This is a genomic window from Sediminibacterium ginsengisoli, from assembly GCF_900167075.1.
In the GTDB taxonomy this organism is placed as follows: Bacteria; Bacteroidota; Bacteroidia; order Chitinophagales; family Chitinophagaceae; genus Sediminibacterium; species Sediminibacterium ginsengisoli.
This window is the reverse complement of record NZ_FUWH01000002.1, coordinates 136,472-158,398: the sequence shown is the minus strand read 5'-3', so window position 1 is coordinate 158,398 and position 21,927 is coordinate 136,472. Positions and strand designations below refer to the sequence as shown.

Below are 21,927 nucleotides of genomic sequence, written 5' to 3'. Positions count from 1 at the left end.
TATTTAAATGATTCAGAAATTATTTACCACAACTTTTTTTCTTTCAGTTTCTTGCTGCGCAGTAATGCTTCGAGATAGTAATAGTCTGCATAATTGAGCGGCACATCCACTTCACTGTTTGATGGTTTGGAGCCTGTGCTGTGCATCAGGATAAAACCCTTATTGGCACCGACCGGAGATGTATAAGCCGGTGTAGAAAGGCTCTCCAGGATCTTATCTGCAGCGGTACGGTACTTTTTACTTTTGCTGCTGTACAGGCTCAATTCATACAGCCCCGATGCGATCACGGCTGCAGCCGACACATCTCTTGGCTCATTGGGAATATTGGGCGCATTGAAATCCCAGTATGGAACCAGGTCTTTCGGCATATTCGGATGACCGAGGATATAATCTGCGATATGCTCTGCCTGTGCCAAATATGCTCTGTTCTTTGTTTCCCTGTAACACATTGTGTAACCATACACGCCCCATGCCTGCCCGCGCGACCATGCCGACTCATTTGCATAGCCCTGGTGTGTGGTTTTCTTCACCACATTTCCTGTAAGTGTATCATAATCCACCACATGATAAGAACTGTAATCAGGCCTGAAATGATTTTTCATCGTCGTGTTTGCGTGTGTAACAGCGATGCGGTAAAAAGAACTGTCGCCGGTGAGTTTTGTTGCAGCGAAAAGCAGTTCAAGATTCATCATGTTATCGATGATCACCGGGAAACCCCATTTGTCGCGGCTGTGATCCCATGAACGGATGATACCGATGGTTTTGTTGAACCGTGTGGACAATGTACGCGCCGACTGTATAATTACGTCTTTATAATGCGGATCCTTTGTAAGTCTGTAGCCCGTTCCGAAACTGCAATAGATCTTGAACCCCATATCATGCGTGCCGCCGTTCAGTTTCTCTTTTTCAATATTGGCAGTAAATACTTCCGCTTCCTTTTTCCATTCAGGTTTACCGGTGTATTCTTCCAGGAACCATAATACGCCCGGGAAGAACCCACTTGTCCAGTCTTTGGACGCAACCATTTTAAGCTGACCGTTCTCCAGCGTTCTCGGTGTTACGAGTTCTGGTTTGCCTGCATTCGCTTTCGGAATTTCCTGCAGCATCACTTTTGTCTGCGCTTCTGCAGCACTGAATATAGCCGGCAGGTTGATTTTTTGCGCTTTCAGCGAATATCCTGCTACAACAAGCAGGCTGGTAAGCATCAGTCTGTATTTCATTTTCCTCATTTTATTTTTTTACCGGCACCAATTGTACCTCAAATAATTTCATCAGTTCTTTACCGCCGATAGCTTCGGGGGTAATGGTCAGTGTATGGGTTCCTGCAGGCAATGTAACCTGGCCTGCTTCTTTCAGGATCGTATTACTTCCTTTGTTTAATGCTTCTACCTGGTCTTTGAAAGTAAAAGATCCGAGTGTCAATACATAACTTCCGGCAGATTCAGCTGAAACAGCATACCTGATATTCACTTTATAAGTGGCCGGCGCAACGGATTTAAATGTCCAGCTGATCGTCTGCGCCGCATTTTTCCAGCCTTCTACATAGTAGCTTCCCGACTTACCATCCCCGAAAGAAAATCCTTTTCCCTTCAGCGTGGCGTCGAAAGCCAGAAGCCTTGTTGTTGTATTGGAAGTAATATAGCGCGTGCTGTCAGTTGTTCCTGTTTTAGGATCCAGTTCCATCACGATCACAGTGTTGCTTGTATCTGCTGCTTTCAACGGAACAGTCAGCTCGATGTAGCCGGTATTTTTCTGAACCTGCAGTGACTTTTTATCTGCATCCGTAAGCAGATATGCTTTGGCCACACTGCTCAATCCGCCCACCAGTAATTTCCCGTTGGATGGCCATTCGAATACATGCAGATAAATACGATTGTCTTTTTTTGTTGTCACACCCCAGCTTTGTAATGGCAGACCGGAAGGGTGTGTTTTAAAAATACTTTCCCTGTTCTTATCTGTCCATGCGCCAATTCCATTTAAGATATCCAGGTCTTTCTGATCAAACGAACCATCACCTTCCGGGCCGATATTCAGCAACAGGTTACCATCTCTTGAAGCAGCTTTGGCTAATAACCTGATGAAGAAAGAGGCAGGTTTATGGCTGTCGTCAAATTTTGAATAACCATAACTTTCATTGGTGGTAGGGATCGCTTCCCAGTCTCCGGTTACCGGTGCAAATTCTGCGGGTCTGTCGCCGGTATTTTTATAGTCACCGAAATTAGCTGCGGCAGTTCTTACCAGTCTGCCATTCACCACTACATTCGGATCAGTAGCGCGGATGGCTTCCAGGATGCGGATATTTTCAGAGAGTGGCAATTTATGCGGTGTATCAAACCAGATAATATCCGGATGATATTGTAGCAATAATTCCCTGATCTGCGGGATTGCTTTTTCGTCTACATATTTGACCGCTTTTGGAAGGAGTTCGGGATGTACATCAAACCAGTCGCGGCCCCCATATAAGTTCTGATCGCCGCCGGGATTCTTGTATTCCCAGTCGTTACCAGGAGCATCCGGATGCTCCCAGTCGAACGCGTGTGAATAATAAAACCCGAATTTGAGTCCGTATTTTTTGCAGGCCGCGGCAAGTTCAGCCATCGGGTCTCTTTTAAAAGGCGTTTGTTTCAGCAGGCCGAATTCTGAAACCTTTGTATCATACATGGCAAATCCATCGTGGTGCTTGGCAGTGATAATGAAATAACTCATCCCCGCAGCTTTTGCATCACGAACCCATTTGTCTGCATCAAAATGTACAGGATTGAACTGGTGTGCCAGTTCCAGGTATTCTGCTCTTGTGATTCTTTCTTTGCGCATCAGGTGTTCCGCATAACCACCTACTTTCTTTCCCTTCCATTCGCCGCCGGGTAAAGAATAAACACCCCAGTGTATGAACATACCGAACTTTGCATCGCGCCACCACTGGATGCGCTGTTCATGCGTTTTCATGGATTCTTTCCACCAGCCGTTCATGGCCTTATCTATCGCCTGCTGATCGCGCTGCTTTGTTTTGTTGGTCATGTCCTTGTCCTCATCGCCCTTCACCTGCGCGTCTATGCCCGACGACAATAACAATGCTGCAGCAAATAACCCGATATATCTGTTCTTCATTATCTTATAAGATTGATCAATCAATATAAAGTTTAAACTATAGCCAGATTAATGGATGTCTTACCGGCAGGTTGCGGATCACTTCTTCGCCTGAAGGTGCATGCTCCAGCTTCTTCCAGGTATCCAGCCATTTATTTTCACTGAAGGCAAGAGCGCCCATGAAAAGGAACGGCTGTGCAACAGGCCATTCATCCCAATACATCACATCTTTCTGGTAAGGCCAGCTCTTCTTATCCGCTACATAGGGATACAGAAAAGTGATTCCTTTTTTGATGTTCCTGCCATCAGCGGTTGTAAACTCCCAGAGGTTATTGTCTTTGGCTGATAACAATCTGCAAATAGTTGTCATCGCATCCAGGTTGAATAATGAGTAACCATACGGTTTGGTTCGTTTGATCTCTCTTGGAAAACCACCGGCAGCGTCCATCTGGTTAGGCAACAAGATTTCCCGGTAACGTTTACTGCAGAAATCCTGCAAAGCCATATCGCCGGTAAATTTTGCAAACGCTGCCACCTGCATTACCCAGCAGGTACCATGATTATTCTCGGCGTTCATTTCATCTTTACCGTACTTGTGGGTGGTAAGCCATTGCAGGTATTCCCCGAACCAATGCTTCACCTGCCGCAATGCTGTTTGATCCATTGCACGGGCATCCTGCATTACCATCAGTCCCTGCACTACTTCTACCAGGTGAATAGTATCGATAATGCCGATTCCCCTGCCTGTATACCGGCCTTTGATTGCCTGTGCATACAACAGGTTAGGATTCATTTTTGTTGCATCGTTCACAAACCATGCCATACAATGCAGCATCGCCTGTTTAACATATTTTTCGTCTCCCGTAAGTTTATATGCAGATGCCAGTGCGCCTATGATCCTGCTGAACCGGATCATTGCATGACGGTGCGCCACAAAATTGTCGGGATTGGTCATGCCGTCTTTCTGTATATATGGGCTATCTGCACTTGCCGGATTGGGCCACCAGTAATCTCCTTCCGAAAAGAAATCATGTTTACCTCCGGCGCTCCTGGGTGATGATGCGGCCGTAACAGTTTCAGGCTGTTGCTGCATGGCCCAGGCGGCTTCTTTCAACACACCTGCCCTTAATGTTTCCGTGATCTCCAGCCGCATATCTTTTGGACGATATGCTGTCAGTATTCCGGAGCTAAGCAGTAAAACACAAAACATCAGTCGCTTCATATGTTCATTTTAACGGGTCATGAATTTCCAGGTTATACGACCTATATTATCGGGTTTACCCGGCACAGCATCACTGACACTGCCGCGGAAACTGCCTTTTGTTCCTTCCACCCTGATTTCCCTGAAGATGTAATCACCTTTTTCATAATTGAAGGTTTCACCATCGTCATCATATAACTTATATACAGCAGGCTTTTCGCCATAATGCCTGATCTCAATATCTATCTTTTGCCCCGCAGCAGGCGCGTGCATCAATGGCGGCATGAATGGTATAATTCCGCCATCTCTGACGTATACAGGGATCCGGTTCAATCCGGGTTCTACCGTGATCACATTACCATCCCCCGCCAGCTCTCCTGTATAGAAATCGTACCATTTGCCTTTGGGAAAAACAACCTTACGGGTTTTCTGGCCGGCGAAAAGTGGTGCTACCAGCAAGCAGTCGCCTGCCATATACTGATCCTTGATCTCTTTGGAAACAGCTTCTGCATAAGGGTTCTCCTCGAGATTACTATTGGCTGCTTCCTTTTTGGCTTCTGCCCTGAATCCTTCTTCCATGGCCATACCTCTGAACGGCGGTATTCCTTCAAAATGATAACGTGCAAACGCCGAATACCAATAGGGCATCATCTGCATCCGCAATAAAGCCAGCTCCCTTACCTGTTCTGCCACTTCGGGATACGACCATGGCTTTGTTCCGCTCGACCATGCATTGATCATTGCCATGGGTGAAAAGATCACAGTCTGAAAACGGCGTAACCATTCTTCTGCGGTTTTAGACGCACGTACTTCCGGTGTCCATAATACACCCGCAGTACCACTGTTGATCAGTGCAGTTATGAAATCTTCGTGATTGTAATAATCGTTATAGAGCACATATGGAAAAGATACCGCACCGGCATTGGAAGCACGAACCAGTCCGTAAGTGCGGCGGTTCTGTTGTTTGAATAATTCCGCGCTGTAACGTTGTGCCAGTACGCCATAAGTCTGCCGCATCTGTTCTGCAGCTTTGCCCGAAGGGAATGTAGCTACATCGGGCCAGAGATAATGATCATAGCCGTCTACCTCATCTATCTTGTAACCGCTTACACCAATGTTTACCTGGTTCTTCTGCAGTTGCCCGAAAAAGATCTTACGTGCTTCCGGCATTGTAAAGTCTGGCACTTCGCCCGTCCAGACGGTATGTGAGCCCGTGTAATTTTTAATCGCTTCAAAAAAAGATGCATCTTTCGATATGTATGGATTGATCCACAGGTTCAACCTGATCCCTTTGCCCAGCATCGATTGCACAAATTTTTCAGGGTTCGGGTAGCGTCGGGGATCCCAGGTGAATGTGCCGGGATAGGCCTTGCTCTGCCAGCCGGGTTCCAGGCCGATATAATCGAGCGGAAATCCTTTTTCAGCAAATGCTTCTGCCTCTTTTTCTACTTCGTCTGCCGTGTATAATGATTTTACGCGTTGTGTAAAACCCAGTCCCCAGCGTGGTGGCAATACACCTCCTCCGTTAAACAGGTTAAACCTGCGAACCGCATCCAGCATGGTTGGCCCTGCAAATACATAGACCTCCACACCTGTTGCCGGCACCAGCATTTCCACACCATCCGAATAAGGTCTTGAGCTCCAGCTTTTATCTGTATTCCTGTCTTTTGATACAGGTGGATTTTTGCTATCCTTACGTACCGCTGTTCCTGCATATACGTTGATATATCTTGCAGAATTGACAAACACTCCATATCCTGCCGATGATACATAAAAAGGCGTTGGCGCATGCGTGCGGCCGTTGTCCTTACCGCCATAATGATCTACATGCAATTGCAGGATCTTGCCGCGCTGGTGAACGGTCTGAAAATTCAATCCGAAACCATACAACTGTTCTTCTTTCTGCAGCGGGAACAGCAGCATTGTTTTACCGTCGGTTTGTTTACCGGCACGGAAATCTTTCTCAAACGGGAAACTGCCTTTGCTCATTTTCTGCAACGCAGCTTTATCGGGAGTTGCTCCTGAAGCTTTAATCAGATCGTACGCTTCGGGCTTACCTATAATTGTTTTCCATACACCCGGAGCTACTTCTTCCCAGGCAGGCTGTTGTGCAGCAGCCCCTCCGGACAGAACAACAAACAGAATAAAACATGGTATAATACGTATCAGCTTCATAACATTATAATGGAACGATCCTGTATGATTTTCCCTTTTCTGTTTTGAAATCAAGTTCATAACCTCTTGCAAGTGAAAGTTCAGGCAGAACAGCATTTCCGTTTTTGCGGTATGGCGGCACTCCGTATACCGTATTCAGCGGATTATCATTGATACCTTTTACCTCAGTTCCTTTTACTTCCACCACACGAACCGGGATGGCAGCGCGGATGCGGCAGTTGCCGCCATTGGCTGAATAAACCGCAGCTTCTTTCAGCTTGTGATCATTCCATTCTATAGAGACAGTGAAATTACCGCGTGCTTTGATCCCCTTTACATGACCATCTTTCCAGGCGGATGGCAGTGCAGGCAGTAAAGACAAAAATCCTTCATGACTTTGCAGCAGCATTTCTGTAATACCCGCTGTAGCCCCAAAGTTCCCGTCGATCTGGAAGGGAGGATGCGCATCGAACAGGTTGGGGTAAGTTCCGCCACCGCCCATTGTTTCGCGTTTTTCGCGCGGGTCGATGTAATTGAATGCTGCGCCCAGTATCCTGTATGCATGTTCTCCGTCCTGCAGCCTGGCCCACCAGTTGATCTTCCAGGCCATCGACCATCCTGTACTCACATCACCGCGATGGATCAATGATTGTTTAGCTGCTGCTGCCAATTCCGGTGTTAATGTTGTCGTTACCTGGCTTCCGGGGTATAATCCAAACAGCTGTGATATATGCCTGTGTTTATCATTGGGATCATCCCAGTCTTTGAACCATTCCTGCAGTTGTCCGTACTGACCGATATGATAAGGATACAGTTTCTCTTTTTCTGCAGCCAGTTTCGTGCGAAGTTCCTTGTCAACCTGTAATATATCCATCGCCTTGATCACTGCAGTATATAATTCACGGATGATCGACATATCCATCGTCGATGCTTTGCTCAGCTGGTATTCTTTCTTGTTGATCTTAACTGTATTCTCGGGAGAAGTTGAAGGACTTGTTACCAGATAGCCGCTTTCTTTATCAGTGATCAGCCAGTGGCGCATGAATTTTGCTGCGCCAAGCATCAGCGGGTATGCTTTTTCTTTGAGGAATTTTTTATCTCCTGTGAACAGGTAATGCTCCCACAAGTGTGTGCTGAACCAGGCGCCGGCCATGGGCCAGGCAGACCAGCGTGGCATGCCCTTGGGATCCCATTCATATCCACCCGGAGGTGAAGTTTTTGCCCAGAGATCGGAGTTATGATGCACGGTCCAGCCTTCTGTAATTCCATAATTTGTTTTAGCCGTTATTGCACCGTTTACTGCAAGCTCTTCCATGAAATCAAATAATGGCTGATGGCATTCCGAAAGATTCGTGTTCTCCGCCAGCCAGTAATTCATCTCGGTATTGATATTGGTGGTATAGTTACTTCCCCATGGCGGCTGCACATGATCATTCCATATCCCCTGGAGATTTCCCGGTCTTGATCCTGGCCTTGAACTCGCGATCAGGAGATAACGTCCAAACTGGTAGTACAGCGTCTGTAACTGACGGTCAGTTCCGCTCTTTCCAAAATCACGCAAACGCTGATCTGTCGTTTTCTGCATCGCAGCAGCATCCTTACCCAGGTCCAGTTCCACACGGTTGAATAATGCGCCATAATCTGCAATATGCGCCTGCTTCAATGCCGCATAACCTTTCGCCGCAGCGTTGCGGAGATTAGCTGCCGCTTCAATGGCAGGATTTTTTCCTTCCAATCCGGGCGACTTGTTATAACCATTAAAACTTGTAGCCCCGGACACATAAATCGTAACCGCATTGGCACCACTCACACAAAGTGCAGTATCTAGCTTTTCAACTTTCCCACCTTCTGCCTGTAACTTCACATGAACCTCGAATGTCATTCCTTCGCCCTTCGGGTTCTCATCATAAGTAACCTGTTGCGGCTCTATATCCCTGTTGGCAACATGTTTCGGCGCCTTACCATACAACACCATTTCATTTCCAGGCTGCGTATTTACATGGTATCTTAATTTACTGGTCAGCGCAGTTGTGAAACCGATTGCATTCTTTTTATCAGCGGTGAGTCTTATTACCATGATCTTATCCGGGTGACTGATAAATGTCTCCCTGGTATAAGTTATTCCGTCCTGAGTATAACGAACGGTAGATACAGCCGTGTTCAGATCCAGGCCACGATAATAACCAGCAGGATTTGTATGGCCAGTTCTTAACCACAGATCGCCCATCGGCAGGTAACGTGCAGAATAAGGACCCTGCAATTTTTTCCAGAGAACAGCAGCGCTGTCATAATTACCAAGATCTATCTGCGCGCGGACCAGCGGTAATATTTCCGGTCCATGTGCTACATTTCCAGGGTTGGGGGCACCAGACCACAGTGTGTTATCATTGAGCTGAAATCGTTCTTCTGCCGTTCCGCCAAATACCATGGCTCCCGTTTTGGCATTACCCAACGGCAGCGCTTCTTCCCAGATTGATGCGGGTTTGTTATACCAGAGCTTGAGATCAGGATCTGTTTTGCGAACCTGCGCGTTGACGACACTGCATAAAAGAACCGATGCAGTAAACAGGATATGGATTCGTTTCATGTGTTACAGGTTTAAGAACGCAGTCGGCAATTTATCCGCAGCAACACTTACCACGCTTTTGCCTCCTTTTAATTCCACTTTTATGATTGCCGTACCATTGTACATCTGCACATACCTGGAGCCTGAAGATGTTCCCTGGTTGTCGATCAGCTTACCATCTCCGGCCAGTCCGAAACGAACAAAATTGGCCGCATCGAGACATTGTATTCCTTTTGCATCGAACAGTTTTACCTGTACGGTTGCAATGCCATCCTGTTCAGAAAGCTTTTCCAGTACCAGTTTTGCAGGCGCTGCCCATTTTTCTGTCTGATAGCGGAAAGAGACATTATCTTCCACCTGAACTTTTCCTTTACGCGCCACCACACGAACAGTATTATTGCCGGCATTGAATTTCAGATTCCAGCGAAGTCCTGCAGCAGGGAAATCCTGGCTGTTCCTTTTTTTAATACCCATGCTTTTCCCGTTCAGGAAGAGTTCGGCTTCATCGCAGTTTGAATATACTTTGACCATCTTCTCTTCATCAGCATCTCCCCAGCGAACAGGCATAGTATGGCCGTAAATATGGACCATCGGAGTATTTGTCCAGTACGACTGGAATACATAGTAAGATTCTTTTTTGGTCAGATCTCGTTCCACCACACCTTTCTGGTTCATGTACGGGACAGGATTATCAGGTCTTACCGGTGTTGAAAAATCTTTAAATGGCCATTGAGCTGTTCCGGTAAGCCAGGGCATGGTCTCCTGTTCTTTGAGATGCCAGTCTACAAGATTGCAGATATAGCTCTCACTCCAGTCACCATCTTTGGAAACCCTTGCCGCGCCGCCAAAAAGAGAAGCATCACCTGCGCGTTCATCGGCAGCTTTTGCCGCGGTTATCCCCTGCAGGGCTTTATCTGGATTTTCGGAATGACGTCTTGCGTGACTGTCCCCACCCCATTCCACATGCAGGAAATGATCTACTTTTTCAAACTCGGCCCTGCTTACATCTTTGTATTCGGTGTAGATGCCGCGATACCAGCCTGCCCAGATTGAAGGCGAGTATACATCTACAATATCTTTACAGAAATCACAGCGTCTGATGGCTGTTTTTCTCGTTGGATCCAGTTTATGTGAAAGATCATTCAATTCTTTCATGAACGCCCTGATCTTTTGCTGATCGAATTCAGGAAAATCTCCCGGCCAGTCGTTTTCATTACCCAGTCCCCAGATGATCACCGAGGCGTGATTGTAATGCTGGTTGATCATATTGGTAAGCATCCTGCGCGCCTGTTCTTTATAAACATCGCCACCCAGACCGCCGCGGCACCATGGAATTTCTTCCCAGACAACAATCCCAAGGCTATCGCACAATTCCAGTATGGTGCGTGATTGCTGGTAATGACCGAGCCTGATGAAATTGACGCCCATTTCTTTCATCATCACCATTTCTTCGCGCATCATCTGGTCTGTCATGGCCTGTGCCACACCTGCATGATCTTCGTGGCGGTGTGTGCCCCTGAGCAACAGTCTTTTTCCATTCAGCATGAATGGCCCTTTCTTCACAAATTCAAAATAGCGGAAACCGATCTTTTCTGTGTGTACAGCCTGATCAGTTCCGGTTCCTACCGTTACACGTACCGTATACAGTAAAGGATCTTCTGTAGACCACAGTGCGGGAGATGTTACCTGGATGGTTCCCAGATCTGTACGCCCGCCTGTAAGGTTGATATTTTTGGTGAACCTGTTTACTTCTTTTCCTTTCGGATCCACGAGCTGCACCGTTACGGCTGTATTTGTTTTTCCCGAAGGATTATACAGGTCTGCGCTGATCTGTACAGTTCCGTTTTTGTTCGCTGCATTTACTTCTGCTTTTGCAAACAATTGCTGTACCGACAACTGAGGAGTATAAACAAGATTGAGATAACGGTAAATACCACCGTAAAGATTAAAATCTGAAAGATCAGAAGGGATCAGTTCAAGATCGCGGCTATTATCCGTACGGATGGAAACCGGAATCTTTCCTTTAAACTGTTTCTGATACACATCTGTTTTGCGGAAAGCCTCTACAGCATCTGTGATATCCACTGTCCATTCATCATAGCCACCTGTATGCGACCCCACCTTCGTGGTATACACATATACATCTGATTTCTGTCCGGCACCTTCAAAATGAAGTAGTGTTCTTCCGCCTGCATAAGGATTACTGATGTCAAGCTGCGCGCGGTACCAGGACGGCCCCTGGTAATAATTCACATCAGGATCAACAGCATCTTGCGCGTTCACACAATGGGGCAGTGTGACCGTTTGCCAAAGGGGCACACTTTCAGGATTACCTTTCCCAACCGGTCTTACCGCTTCCCAGATACCACCGAGATCCTGTTTCAGGAATTCCCAGTTATTACTGAGCCTTATCTTCTGTTGTGCCACTGCCTGCACTGTGAATCCCAGCAGGAATAATGCCGTAAAAATCTTTCTGATCACCATTGAAAAAAAATGAAGGATTATTGCAGCAATATAGCATTACTGCAATAATCCTTTGGATACATTTAAATTATTGTGTGTTCGTTGTCAGGAACCCGTTGATCACATGCACGGATCCATTGGTTGCAAGGATACTGCTGGTCTGTACATTCAACACCGTATTCAGCTGGATCGGGTAATCCGAAGTATTGCTGGGTGAAGAATTCAGCACCTGCATCTGCATGATCGAATTCGGATTTGTAACGAAGTTCGGGATCGCAAAACCTGTTGGCGCCGTTGTGAAGGAACCGGCCGGAGCTGTTGTTTTCACTTCTACGTTACTTTGCGCAGGCAATGTATAGTGATCATACACGCCCTGAACGATCAGGTATTGCAGGTACTTTTTCACTGCATCTTTCGGATAGTCTTCCCATCTTTTTCCTGCAACATTGGTAGCTGTTTTCACATTGGTCCATACAGCTTTCGCTGAATTATTATTCATGAGAATGAAAGTCCTGTTCGGAACCTTGTATTCGTTACTATCCATCCCGCTGTAAATGATCGCATTGTACATCACCCTGAAAATGGTATCTGTATTGTTTGCTACAGAACGGTCTACAATGTATTGCCAGGCGGTTCTGTTGATATGCGGATCTACGGTATGTGGTGTTCTGTTATAATCTGTCTGAAGTTTATAGCAACCCGATAACATGGTTACCATGCCAATGGCCAGCAGAAAACCTTTCGTTTTTATATTGATCTTTTTCATGGTATTAGTTATAAGAAGGGTTTTGAACTAATTTCTTGTTGTACTCGAGCACATTCCTGTGCAGCGGGAAGAGGATCTTGTTCAGATCAGATCCAAAGCCGTCTGGTGCGCTTCCATACTTGGTCTGCCTGATCTTCAGGATCGGGTCCATCACCTCTTTCACTTTTCCGGTACGTACCAGGTCGAACCAGCGTTTACCTTCTGCGAAGAACTCGTAACGCCTTTCATTGAGGATCACATCTTCCATCTTATCCTGTGTTGAGATAGAAGGATCTGTTGCCAGCAGAGCAGGCAGGCCGGCACGAACGCGGATGTAATTCAGGTAACGTAAAGAGTTAACAGGGTCTCCGCTCCTGTTCAATGCTTCCGCATAGTTGAGGTAAACATCTGCGAGGCGGTACATGGTCAGGTACACATTATAGGTATTAGCAAGTGCCGCGCCGGTTCCTGTTGGGATCACATTACCGGCAATGTTATGGAACTTGATCACCTTATCCCAGTGACCTAAACCTGGCAGGGTATCATAAGAGAATTTAACCCGGATATCCGCCGTATTCTTCTTCCAGTTGGTATGCAATACCGAATCCATTGCCACAGGGTTATTAGACAGTCCCATAGAGATCGGCAGACATGCACAACCATTGAAGTTATAATCCCAGCTGATGCTCCACATAGCTTCGTTGGTGTTAGCCGGATTGATGAACAGGTTTTTCCAGGTTGCCGCTGGCTCCAGTGTGGTTCCGGTGCTTCCGTAATCAACCGCTTTCGAACCTTTTGAAGTGAATACATTGGCAGTCCAGGTGATCGCCTTAGGGTAATCTTTCTTCCAGAGATATACATCTGCGAGCATCGCTGCAATTGTTCCTTCATTGATGTTCCAGATCACAGCAGTCTGTTTTTTCTGGATCATGTTGTAGGCTTTTGTCAGATCCGAAACAATTGTATCGAGGATCTCTGCTTTCGGATTACGTGGCTTGGACGCCTGTTGTGTAATGTCCAGATACGGCTCTGTCCATAATGGCGCATCACCCCATAATCTTACAATGTAGAAATAGCACATAGCACGCATGGCATATGCCTGGGCGAGGTTATTATTCACCACATTGGTTGTTACAGCATTATCGAAAGCAGCTGCCTGCGGAATGTATTTGATACAGGTGTTCGCACGTCCGATGGTACGGTAAAGACCTGTCCAGTCTGCCACCGAGTTACCTGAAGTCATCTGGTTCAGTGCTTCTTCGGTGATAGTGGTGTTGTTGTACTGAGACCTGTCGAAGTTGTCCGAACGGCCCTCGCCCCAATAGTGATATTTACCGGAGAACCCATTACCATCGCCGGTCATTTCCTGCTGGAAAGATCCGTACATACCGGCCATGCCCGCAGTTACGTCTTTCAGTGATTTGAAATAGTTCTCGGTTGGAACCTGCGTCAGCGGTTTTTCATCGAGGAACTTTTTACAGCCCCCGGCAAACACTACGAGGACTAATATTGAAATGATATTAACTAACTTTTTCATGATACTGTTTTAGAAATTAACATTGATACCAACACCCAGTTCCCTGCGTTTGGGATACTTTCCATTATCCTCTCCGATGTTCAGACCATTCGAGCTGAACTCAGGATCGTACCATGTATAATTTGTCCAGGTAAGGAGGTTATTACCATACACATATACGGATGCATTTTTCAGTTTCAGCTTGCTTGCAAGGTTAGAACCGAGTGTGTAAGCAACCCTTACACTGCTCAGCCTGAGGAATGAACCATCTTCGATATACAGGCTGTTATAACCATTGCTGATACTGCCTCTTGTGTCTTTCAGCGGGAAATAAGGATACTGTGAGACATCTCCCTGCTTCTGCCAGGAGTACAGTGCTGCATCCCAGATCGGCGGCGTATAAGTTGAGCTGAATGTGTTCTGCGCATTACGTACTGCGTTATAGATCTTGTTGCCCGATTGTCCGTTGAAGAGGAAGTTCAGGCTCCAGTTCTTGTATTTAACAGTTGCTCCGAAACCATAGAAATAATCAGGCTGTGCATTACCTGCGATCACTTTATCTTTCTCGTCGATGATACCATCGTTATTCGCATCATACCACTCGGTATCGCCACCCTGTAATTTGAATCCGTTCCTTGATTTGTAGTTGATGGTTCCTGTATATGGTTTTCCATCGAGTGTATAAGTACCGTTTGGTTTACCGTTCTGATCCAGCACTACTGTAAGCCTGGTGCCGTTTGCATCATATGCATTCGACTCGTTCCACTGGTAAACACCCAGGTTTTTCCATACATAGAAATCACCGATCATTCCACCTTCCTGGATCAGCCATTTGTTACCTGAAATGAATGAGGTATGGTTCGCCAGTTCAGTGATCTTGCTTCTCTGGAATGTAATGTTACCCATCACTTCCACACGCAGGTCTTTCTTAACGATCGGGGTTGCGATCATTGAAAGCTCAAGACCTTTATTCTGGATAGATCCCAGGTTGATGTTCACGTTACGTTTGCCGGTTTCGCCTGGCAGTGCGCTGTTGTACAGCAGGTCGTTGGTATTCTTGGTGTAATAATCCACTGTGATGGTTACCCTGTTCTTGAAGAGGCTCAGATCCAGACCGAAGTTGGTTGAGGTTGTGCTCTCCCAGTGAATATTAGCGTTACCCAGTGTGGTGTTCTCTGCAGCTCCGAAATTACCGTTGTAGTAATTCTCACCGAAGTTCATTACTGTGTAAGAAGGATAGTTGCTGTTTCCGATACGGTCGTTACCGGTTTTACCATAACTCAGGCGGAGCTTACCGTCTGTCAGCCAGCTGCTGGTCCTGTCCATGAATTTCTCACTGGAGAATATCCACGCCAGTGATCCTGAATAGAAAGTACCCCATTTGTTATTCTGCCCGAAACGTGATGATGCATCACGGCGTAAGGTAGCCTGCGCAATGTAACGGCCTTTATAGCTGTCGCCGATACGTGCAGTCAGGTTCGCATCAGAATACGCTGTTGCTGTTGTGTAGCTTTTTGTAAGATCTACCGTACCTACATTACCCACAAGGATTTCTTCGCTGAGGTATTTGTAGGTTGCGATAGACATACGATCGTCTCTTCTTCTGTCTACACCAAATACCGCTGTTCCGCTAACGTTGTGGTCACCGAAGCGTTTGTTATAGTTCAGGTATGCCTGGTACTCCCAGTAGAAGTTCTTACCTACTGTATTGCTTCCGGTTGCATCGCCTGTTCCACCGTTGGTCAGTGAGCTTGGCGTGAACTGTGAGTTGCTGTTATTATCCAGCTGTGCGTTGAAAAGCGTTGTCAGCTTCAGTTCTTTCGTGAACTGGTAAGCCAGCTGTGTATTGAATTGTACTGTGTAGTTTTTATCGAGATCGATATTATACAATGCCTGTGCTACCGGGTTTCTTTTCGATTCGATATAACCTGCATAGCTTCCGTCAGGACGGTATACGCTTGTCCATGGGTTCCTTTCAAACACCTGCTTCGCACTGTTACCCACAGGAATGGTGTTACCTGTCTGGAATGCAAATGCAAGGCTGTGTGATACAGTCAGTTTTTTCGATGCCAGGTAACTCACGTTGATCTTAGACTGAACCCTTTTGATCCAGCTGTTAATCACGATCGCCTGGTCATCTGTATAAGTGATACCACCGTAGTAATTAATTCCTTTTTGAGCCCCGCTGATACTCAGGGATGCAACTTGTTTTACACCGGTCCTGAAAAGCAGGTCCTGGTAATCGTTATCTGCATTGAGGTAAGGGTTCAGTGAATCCACATTGTAACCATTGTTACCATCACCACGCATAGCACGGTAATAACGAAGTTCATCTGCAGATGTAGTACGCAGTTTATGCGCCAGTTTTCCGTAGAGTCTGTAATAGTTGGCATTGATCACCGGCCTTCCTTCACGTCCTTTTTTGGTAGTGATCAGGATCACGCCGTTTGCACCGCGCGCACCATAGATCGCTGCAGATGCGGCATCTTTGAGGATGTCGATGGTTTCGATATCATTAGGGTTCAGGAAGTTTCCGTTTTCACTGATGATACCATCGATTACATATAAAGGACCATTACCTGAATTGATGGTAGAGGCACCGCGGATCTGGATCGTACCTTGTCCTGCAGGATCGCCGTTATCATTGGTTACAAGTACACCGGCAGCTTTACCCTGGATCGCATCGAACATGGTTACAGGTACGCGTTCCGCGATGTCTTTGGCACCGATGGAATTCACCGCACCAGCCACATCTCTTTTCTTTTGTACACCGTAACCGATTACCACTACTTCATCGAGGTTGGAGGCACCTGCAGAAAGCGTAGTGTTCACGGTTGTTTTACCATTTACAGGTTCTTCCTGGTCGATATAACCTACGAAAGTGAATACCAGTACGGATTTCGCATCCGGTACCGTAATTGTATATTTTCCTGCTGCGTCCGTTGTGGTTGACTGGGATTTACCCTTCACCGTTACGGTTACACTCTGCATAGGATCGCCTTTGGCGTCTTTTACAATACCGCTGACCTTAAGGGTCTGGGCTTGCAGCTGCAATGTGAATAAGAGGAAAAGTGTAAGAAAGATGGTTGCATAGCGCCTGTATCTTACACCGGGTACAGGCATGCGCGGAATGTGTTTTTGTTCCATATAGCAAGCAGTTTTTGGGTATACATATTCCTTTCCGCAGTTTCGGTTTAATAGAAAGAAATATGAGTTTCGTTTGCAATCAGGGTAACAGGTAACTCTTTATTGCTGTGCTGCCATTGTATTTCATCAGAAAAAACATATCGTAGCAACAGCCCGGACTCACCTATAATCCTAATTGCAAGTAAATTCTTTTTTCATGCGGGTCAGTTCGCCGTATTTACATTGTAATAAACAATTTTAGCATCATTTTTACCCTTTAGTGTCAATAGCATGTACGTTAAGGTTATTTTTTTCAGAAAGCGGTAAATCATTATTTATAAACGTAGCCGGACAAGTTTCAGTTTTTTATGTTGATTTTCTGTTTCAGACGCAGATCCGTGGATGAACTGCCGAGCATTATTTCAAATTCACCGGGCTCTGTTACATATTTCAATTTTTCATTCAGCAATGCGAGGTCCTGCTGCTTCAGTGTAAAATGTACGGTTTTACTTTCACCAGGCTGTAATGTGATACGCTCAAATCCGCGCAGCTGCAGATCGTATGTAGTTACACTGCTTACCATATCTTTTACATACAACTGCACTACTTCATCACCTTTTACTTTTCCCGTATTACTGATGGTTGCACTGATCTCAAATTCACCGCTGTTCAGCCTGCGTTCACCGGGTGTTACTGTAAGATTACTATATGCAAAGCTGGTATAGCTTAATCCGTAACCGAAAGGATATAAAGGCCCGTTCACACTTGTTTTGCCGTAACCATTATCGCCCTCGGAAGGTTGTCCTGCCTGCGATCCGGGCTTGTACGGGAAATTCAGTTCGATCTGACCAATCGATTTCGGGAATGTCATCGCAAGTTTTCCGCCGGGATTGTAATCGCCGAACAAAGCCTCTGCAATGGCAGTTCCGCCGGAAGGGCCAGGGAACCAGGCTTCAAGTATGGAAGGCACATATTTATTAGCCCAGTTGATGGTTAAAGGCTGTCCGTTGATCAGCACGAGAACAACAGGTTTACCGGTTGCATAAAGTGCTTCAAGGAGTTGCTGTTGTCTGCCCGGAAGATCGAGTGAGGTCCTGGTAAGACTTTCGCCCACGCGCTTCTCATCTTCACCCAATACTGCAATGATCACATCAGCAGTTCTGGCTTTTTCCACAGCTTTGCGGATGTCTTCCTGCTCCTGATTGGTAAGCGGTGTTGGGATGATCTCCGTTTCTGGCCAGCCTTCGTTTACAATTTCGCAGCCTTTCTCATAACTGACCTGAACATTACTTCCTGCAAGCTGACGTATACCTTTCAGAACGGATGTCACAGGATTATTGGATGGACCATAACGACTGATCGTATGGCTCTCAGCATCTGCAAGCGGACCTGTTACCAGGATATTTTTAAGTTCAGAACGGTTCAAAGGAAGCAGTGCATTTTTATTCTTGAGCAACACCAGTGATTCACGGTTGATCTGTAAAGCAAACGCATCATCTTTTTGGGTGTGAACCAGTTTATCTGCCGCTTTTGGATCCGCCACATAGGGCTGATCGAAAAGGCCAAGCATGAATTTCACACGCAGCACATCCCGTACACGCTGGTTCACCGTTTCAATGCTCAGTTTCTTTTCTTTTACCAGTTCGCGTACATTGTTGATATAAGTAGCAGGGGTTGCAAAATCGCACCAGACATTCAGTCCGGCTTCTACGGCCATACGTGTGGCTTCCTTCAGATCGGCAGCCACCCTGTGTTTTGATGCGATGAACTCTACCGCACGGCTGTCTGACACAACATACCCGTTAAAGCCATATTGTTTCCGTAATAATTCTGTCAGGAAATAAGAGCTGCCTGTTACCGGAACGCCATCCCAGTCGTTATAGCTGCTCATCACGCCAAGCGGTTTCGCTTCCCGGATCACACGTTCAAAAGGATACAGGTATAACTGGTGCATTTCCCTTGGCGCCACATGCGGATCGGTTCTTGCATTGCCATCCCTGCCACCTTTGGGAATACTGTACACCGCAAAGTGTTTAAGCGTTGCTGCTACTCCCTGCGACTGGATACCATTCACCATCTGTTTGCCAAGTTCGGCAATATGAAAAGGATCTTCACCATAACATTCCACCACACGCCCCCAGCGCGGATCGCGTGCAGGATCGAGGATCGGTGCATAGATATTGGTATAACCCAAAGCTTTGGCTTCACGACCTGCAGTTTCACCTGCGATCCTTACGAGCTCACGGTTCCAGGTACTGCCGATAGAGATCGGTGCGGGTAAAGGAGTGGCACGGTCATGACAGAGACCATGTATCCCTTCATTGGTAAAATCTACCGGGATCCCCATCCTGGTTTCTTCAATGAACCATTTCTGAATAGTATTGATCGCTTCTGCATGTGTGCTGTAAGGAAAAGAATAACGGGTCTGTGCTTTCTTATTATTAGGGAGACTGTTCAGTTCTTCATCGATATTTGCGATGCCATCTTTCCAGATCTCCGTTTTCCATGCAGCAGTAGGCATTTCATCTTTCAACACACGACCATAACCATATAATGTTGCTAGCTGACAGGTCTTTTCGTCAAGCGTCATCAGCGACAGGAGATTTTCTACTCTTTTACCGATGGGTTGAGTCCTGTCTTCAAACAGATCTTTAACGCCGTTCTTATTGAAATCGATCCAGCCGTTATGATAGATGGTCTTTTGCTGGGCTATGCCGGTTAAGGCCATAACAGTACTGCAGATGAATACCAATGTCTTTTTCATATGCGTGTAGTGGTTGCGATCCGTTAAAGAGATATGCTTTATTGTGGCGAGTATGGGAAGCTTTGCCTGATCCCCAGTTCCAGGCCACGCAGTTCTGCGAGACCGCGTAAACGGCCGATGGCAGAATAGCCGGGGTTGGTTTTTTTCTTCAGGTCGTCGAGCATCTGGTGGCCATGGTCCGAGCGCATCACAATGGAACAGTTGCGTTTGTCCATCACTTCCACCACTGCTTTCACAACTGCATACATATCCACGTTACCATCAAGATGATTATCTTCAAAAAAGTCGCCGTAAATATTTCTTCTTGTGCTGCGCAGATGCAAAAAATTGATGCGGTCGCCGAACTCACGAACCATTGCAGGCAGATCATTATCGGCATTAACACCGAAGGAACCTGTACAGAAACAAAGACCATTGTTCAATGAAGGGATCGCATTAAAAATATAGCGCAGATCTTCTGCATTGCGAACCACACGCGGCAAACCGAGAATTGCAAAAGGCGGATCGTCCGGATGCACTACCAGTTTAATGCCGGCATCATCTGCAACAGGTACAATCTCCCGAAGAAAAGCAACCAGGTGTTGCCGCAACGCATTTTCATCCACATCTGCATACGCATCGAGGGCTTCCTGGAACTGTGCGATCGTGAAACTCTCTTCGCTTCCGGGCAATCCTGCAATGATATTTCTTTCCAGCTGTTTCCGCTCTGCATCGCTCATTGCATCAAAACGGTCTTTTGCACGTGCGATTTCCGGAACGGTATAATCTGCTTCAGCACCTTTACGCTGAAGGATATAAAGATCGAATGCGATGAATGCTGCTTTTTCAAAACGCAACGCACGCGATCCGTCTTCTACTTCATAAGCAAGATCCGTACGCGTCCAGTCGAGCACCGGCATGAAATTATAGGTCACGGTCCTGATGCCACAGTCTGCGAGATTACGCAGTGTTGTTTTATAATTCTCGATATATACAGCAAAATTACCGGTGCGGGTTTTGATGGCTTCGTGCACAGGCACGCTTTCCACCACGTCCCAGGTTAAGCCTGCTGCTTCCACAACAGCGATCCTTTCACGGATCTCCGCCACAGTCCACACTTCCCCGTTGGCAATATGATGCAATGCAGTTACCACACCGCTGCAGCCGGCCTGACGTATATCTGAAAGGCTTACCGGGTCTTCCGGACCAAACCAGCGCATCGTCTGCACCATACGCTTTCCGGCATCCTTTATATTCTTGACTGACATGATTGTTAAAATTGATCCTGGAATTTGTTATACACCCCCGAATATAGAAAAACCGCCATCCACACAGATCATTGCACCGGTCACAAATTTCGAGGCATCGCTCAGCAGCCATACCAATGCGCCTTTGAGTTCGTCGGGGTGACCAAACCTTTTAAACGGTGTCTGCCTGATCACCAGTTCACCGCGTTCTGTATAACCGCCTTCGGGCTTTGTAAGCAGGTTGCGGTTCTGTTCGGTAAGGAAAAATCCCGGGGCGAGCGCGTTCATCCGGATGCTGTCGCCATAACGGTTTGCCAGTTCTACAGCAAACCATTGCGTATAACAGTCAACCGCGGCTTTACCCATATTATAGCCAAGTACTTTGGTAATGGCACGTTTGGAGTTCATGGAAGAAATGTTCACGATACTGCCTTTGCCTGTTGCAGCTATCGCTTCTCCGAATACCTGTGTGGGAATCAGTGTGCCCCAGAGATTGATGTCGAGCACCTGTTTCATACCTTCCATATTCATGCGGAAGATATTATCCGTGGGTTGCAGCACACCAGCCGGCATATTACCGCCGGCAGCATTCACGAGGCCATCTACACGACCGTATGTGTCCAGCACCTGTTGCTTTGCGGCAGTCAGCTGTTCTTCATTCATAACATCCGCAACAAGGGCCAGTGCTTTGCCACCAGCTTCATTGATTGCAGCGGCACGTTCTTTTGCCACGGTTTCATTGCGACCCAGTATGCAGGGTATGCCCCCCGCTTCAGCGATCGCCTGAACAAAAGCATGACCCAGAATACCGGTCCCGCCGGTAACCACGATCACTTTTCCCTCAAGGGAATAATTATTTTCCATACACGACAAGCCTTATTGTACAAATAAGCATTTCTAAACGCCTGCAACTTACAAGAGTTGGTTATAAAAAAATTGGCAGAATAGTAAGCTATTTGTGTATTTTATCAGGGAATCGCACTGTTATGGCCATTCTGGTCTACCGGTTACCGGTTTTACCTGTTAGCCTGGCTGTCTGCTGCACCATTTAAGCGGCCGGTAAAAACAGTCAGTTGAAA

At 46.6% G+C, this 21,927-nt stretch carries 12 protein-coding genes; all 12 read right to left on the bottom strand.

Features of this window, described 5'->3' with window-relative positions:
• Window positions 1-23: 23 nt before the first annotated feature.
• The 12 genes from B5D42_RS03790 to B5D42_RS03735 all read right to left on the bottom strand — a co-directional run bounded on the left by B5D42_RS03790 (window position 24) and on the right by B5D42_RS03735 (window position 21,712).
• Window positions 24-1,220, bottom strand: a complete 1,197-nt coding sequence (locus B5D42_RS03790; protein ID WP_078830484.1) for a glycoside hydrolase family 88 protein — start codon at window positions 1,218-1,220, stop codon at window positions 24-26.
• A gap of 10 nt (window positions 1,221-1,230) precedes the next feature.
• On the bottom strand, window positions 1,231-3,108 hold the full coding sequence (locus B5D42_RS03785; RefSeq protein WP_078830118.1) for an alpha-L-fucosidase: 1,878 nt from the start codon (window positions 3,106-3,108) through the stop codon (window positions 1,231-1,233).
• Between the two features lie 37 nt (window positions 3,109-3,145).
• The gene (locus tag B5D42_RS03780; RefSeq protein ID WP_078830117.1) at window positions 3,146-4,309 is read right to left on the bottom strand and encodes an alginate lyase family protein; all 1,164 of its coding nucleotides are present in this window, start codon (window positions 4,307-4,309) and stop codon (window positions 3,146-3,148) included.
• Window positions 4,310-4,318: 9 nt separating this feature from the next.
• On the bottom strand, window positions 4,319-6,463 hold the full coding sequence (locus B5D42_RS03775; RefSeq protein WP_078830483.1) for a glycoside hydrolase family 31 protein: 2,145 nt from the start codon (window positions 6,461-6,463) through the stop codon (window positions 4,319-4,321).
• A 4-nt stretch (window positions 6,464-6,467) separates the two neighbouring features.
• The gene (locus B5D42_RS03770) at window positions 6,468-9,029 is read right to left on the bottom strand and encodes a glycoside hydrolase family 95 protein (protein WP_078830116.1); all 2,562 of its coding nucleotides are present in this window, start codon (window positions 9,027-9,029) and stop codon (window positions 6,468-6,470) included.
• A 3-nt stretch (window positions 9,030-9,032) separates the two neighbouring features.
• Window positions 9,033-11,492, bottom strand: a complete 2,460-nt coding sequence (locus B5D42_RS03765) for a glycoside hydrolase family 2 TIM barrel-domain containing protein (RefSeq protein ID WP_078830115.1) — start codon at window positions 11,490-11,492, stop codon at window positions 9,033-9,035.
• A 67-nt stretch (window positions 11,493-11,559) separates the two neighbouring features.
• Window positions 11,560-12,237, bottom strand: a complete 678-nt coding sequence (locus B5D42_RS03760; RefSeq protein WP_078830114.1) for a hypothetical protein — start codon at window positions 12,235-12,237, stop codon at window positions 11,560-11,562.
• A 4-nt stretch (window positions 12,238-12,241) separates the two neighbouring features.
• A complete protein-coding gene (locus B5D42_RS03755) occupies window positions 12,242-13,753 on the bottom strand; it encodes a RagB/SusD family nutrient uptake outer membrane protein (protein WP_078830113.1) in 1,512 nt (503 codons plus the stop codon).
• A gap of 9 nt (window positions 13,754-13,762) precedes the next feature.
• Entirely contained in the window at window positions 13,763-16,879 is a 3,117-nt protein-coding gene (locus B5D42_RS03750; protein ID WP_217698781.1) for a SusC/RagA family TonB-linked outer membrane protein, read from the bottom strand.
• 337 nt (window positions 16,880-17,216) lie between these two features.
• Window positions 17,217-19,622, bottom strand: a complete 2,406-nt coding sequence (locus B5D42_RS03745) for a glycoside hydrolase family 3 N-terminal domain-containing protein (RefSeq protein ID WP_078830112.1) — start codon at window positions 19,620-19,622, stop codon at window positions 17,217-17,219.
• 38 nt (window positions 19,623-19,660) lie between these two features.
• The gene (gene uxuA / locus B5D42_RS03740; protein ID WP_245825538.1) at window positions 19,661-20,869 is read right to left on the bottom strand and encodes a mannonate dehydratase; all 1,209 of its coding nucleotides are present in this window, start codon (window positions 20,867-20,869) and stop codon (window positions 19,661-19,663) included.
• A 27-nt stretch (window positions 20,870-20,896) separates the two neighbouring features.
• A complete protein-coding gene (locus B5D42_RS03735; protein WP_078830110.1) occupies window positions 20,897-21,712 on the bottom strand; it encodes an SDR family oxidoreductase in 816 nt (271 codons plus the stop codon).
• Window positions 21,713-21,927 lie beyond the last annotated feature (215 nt).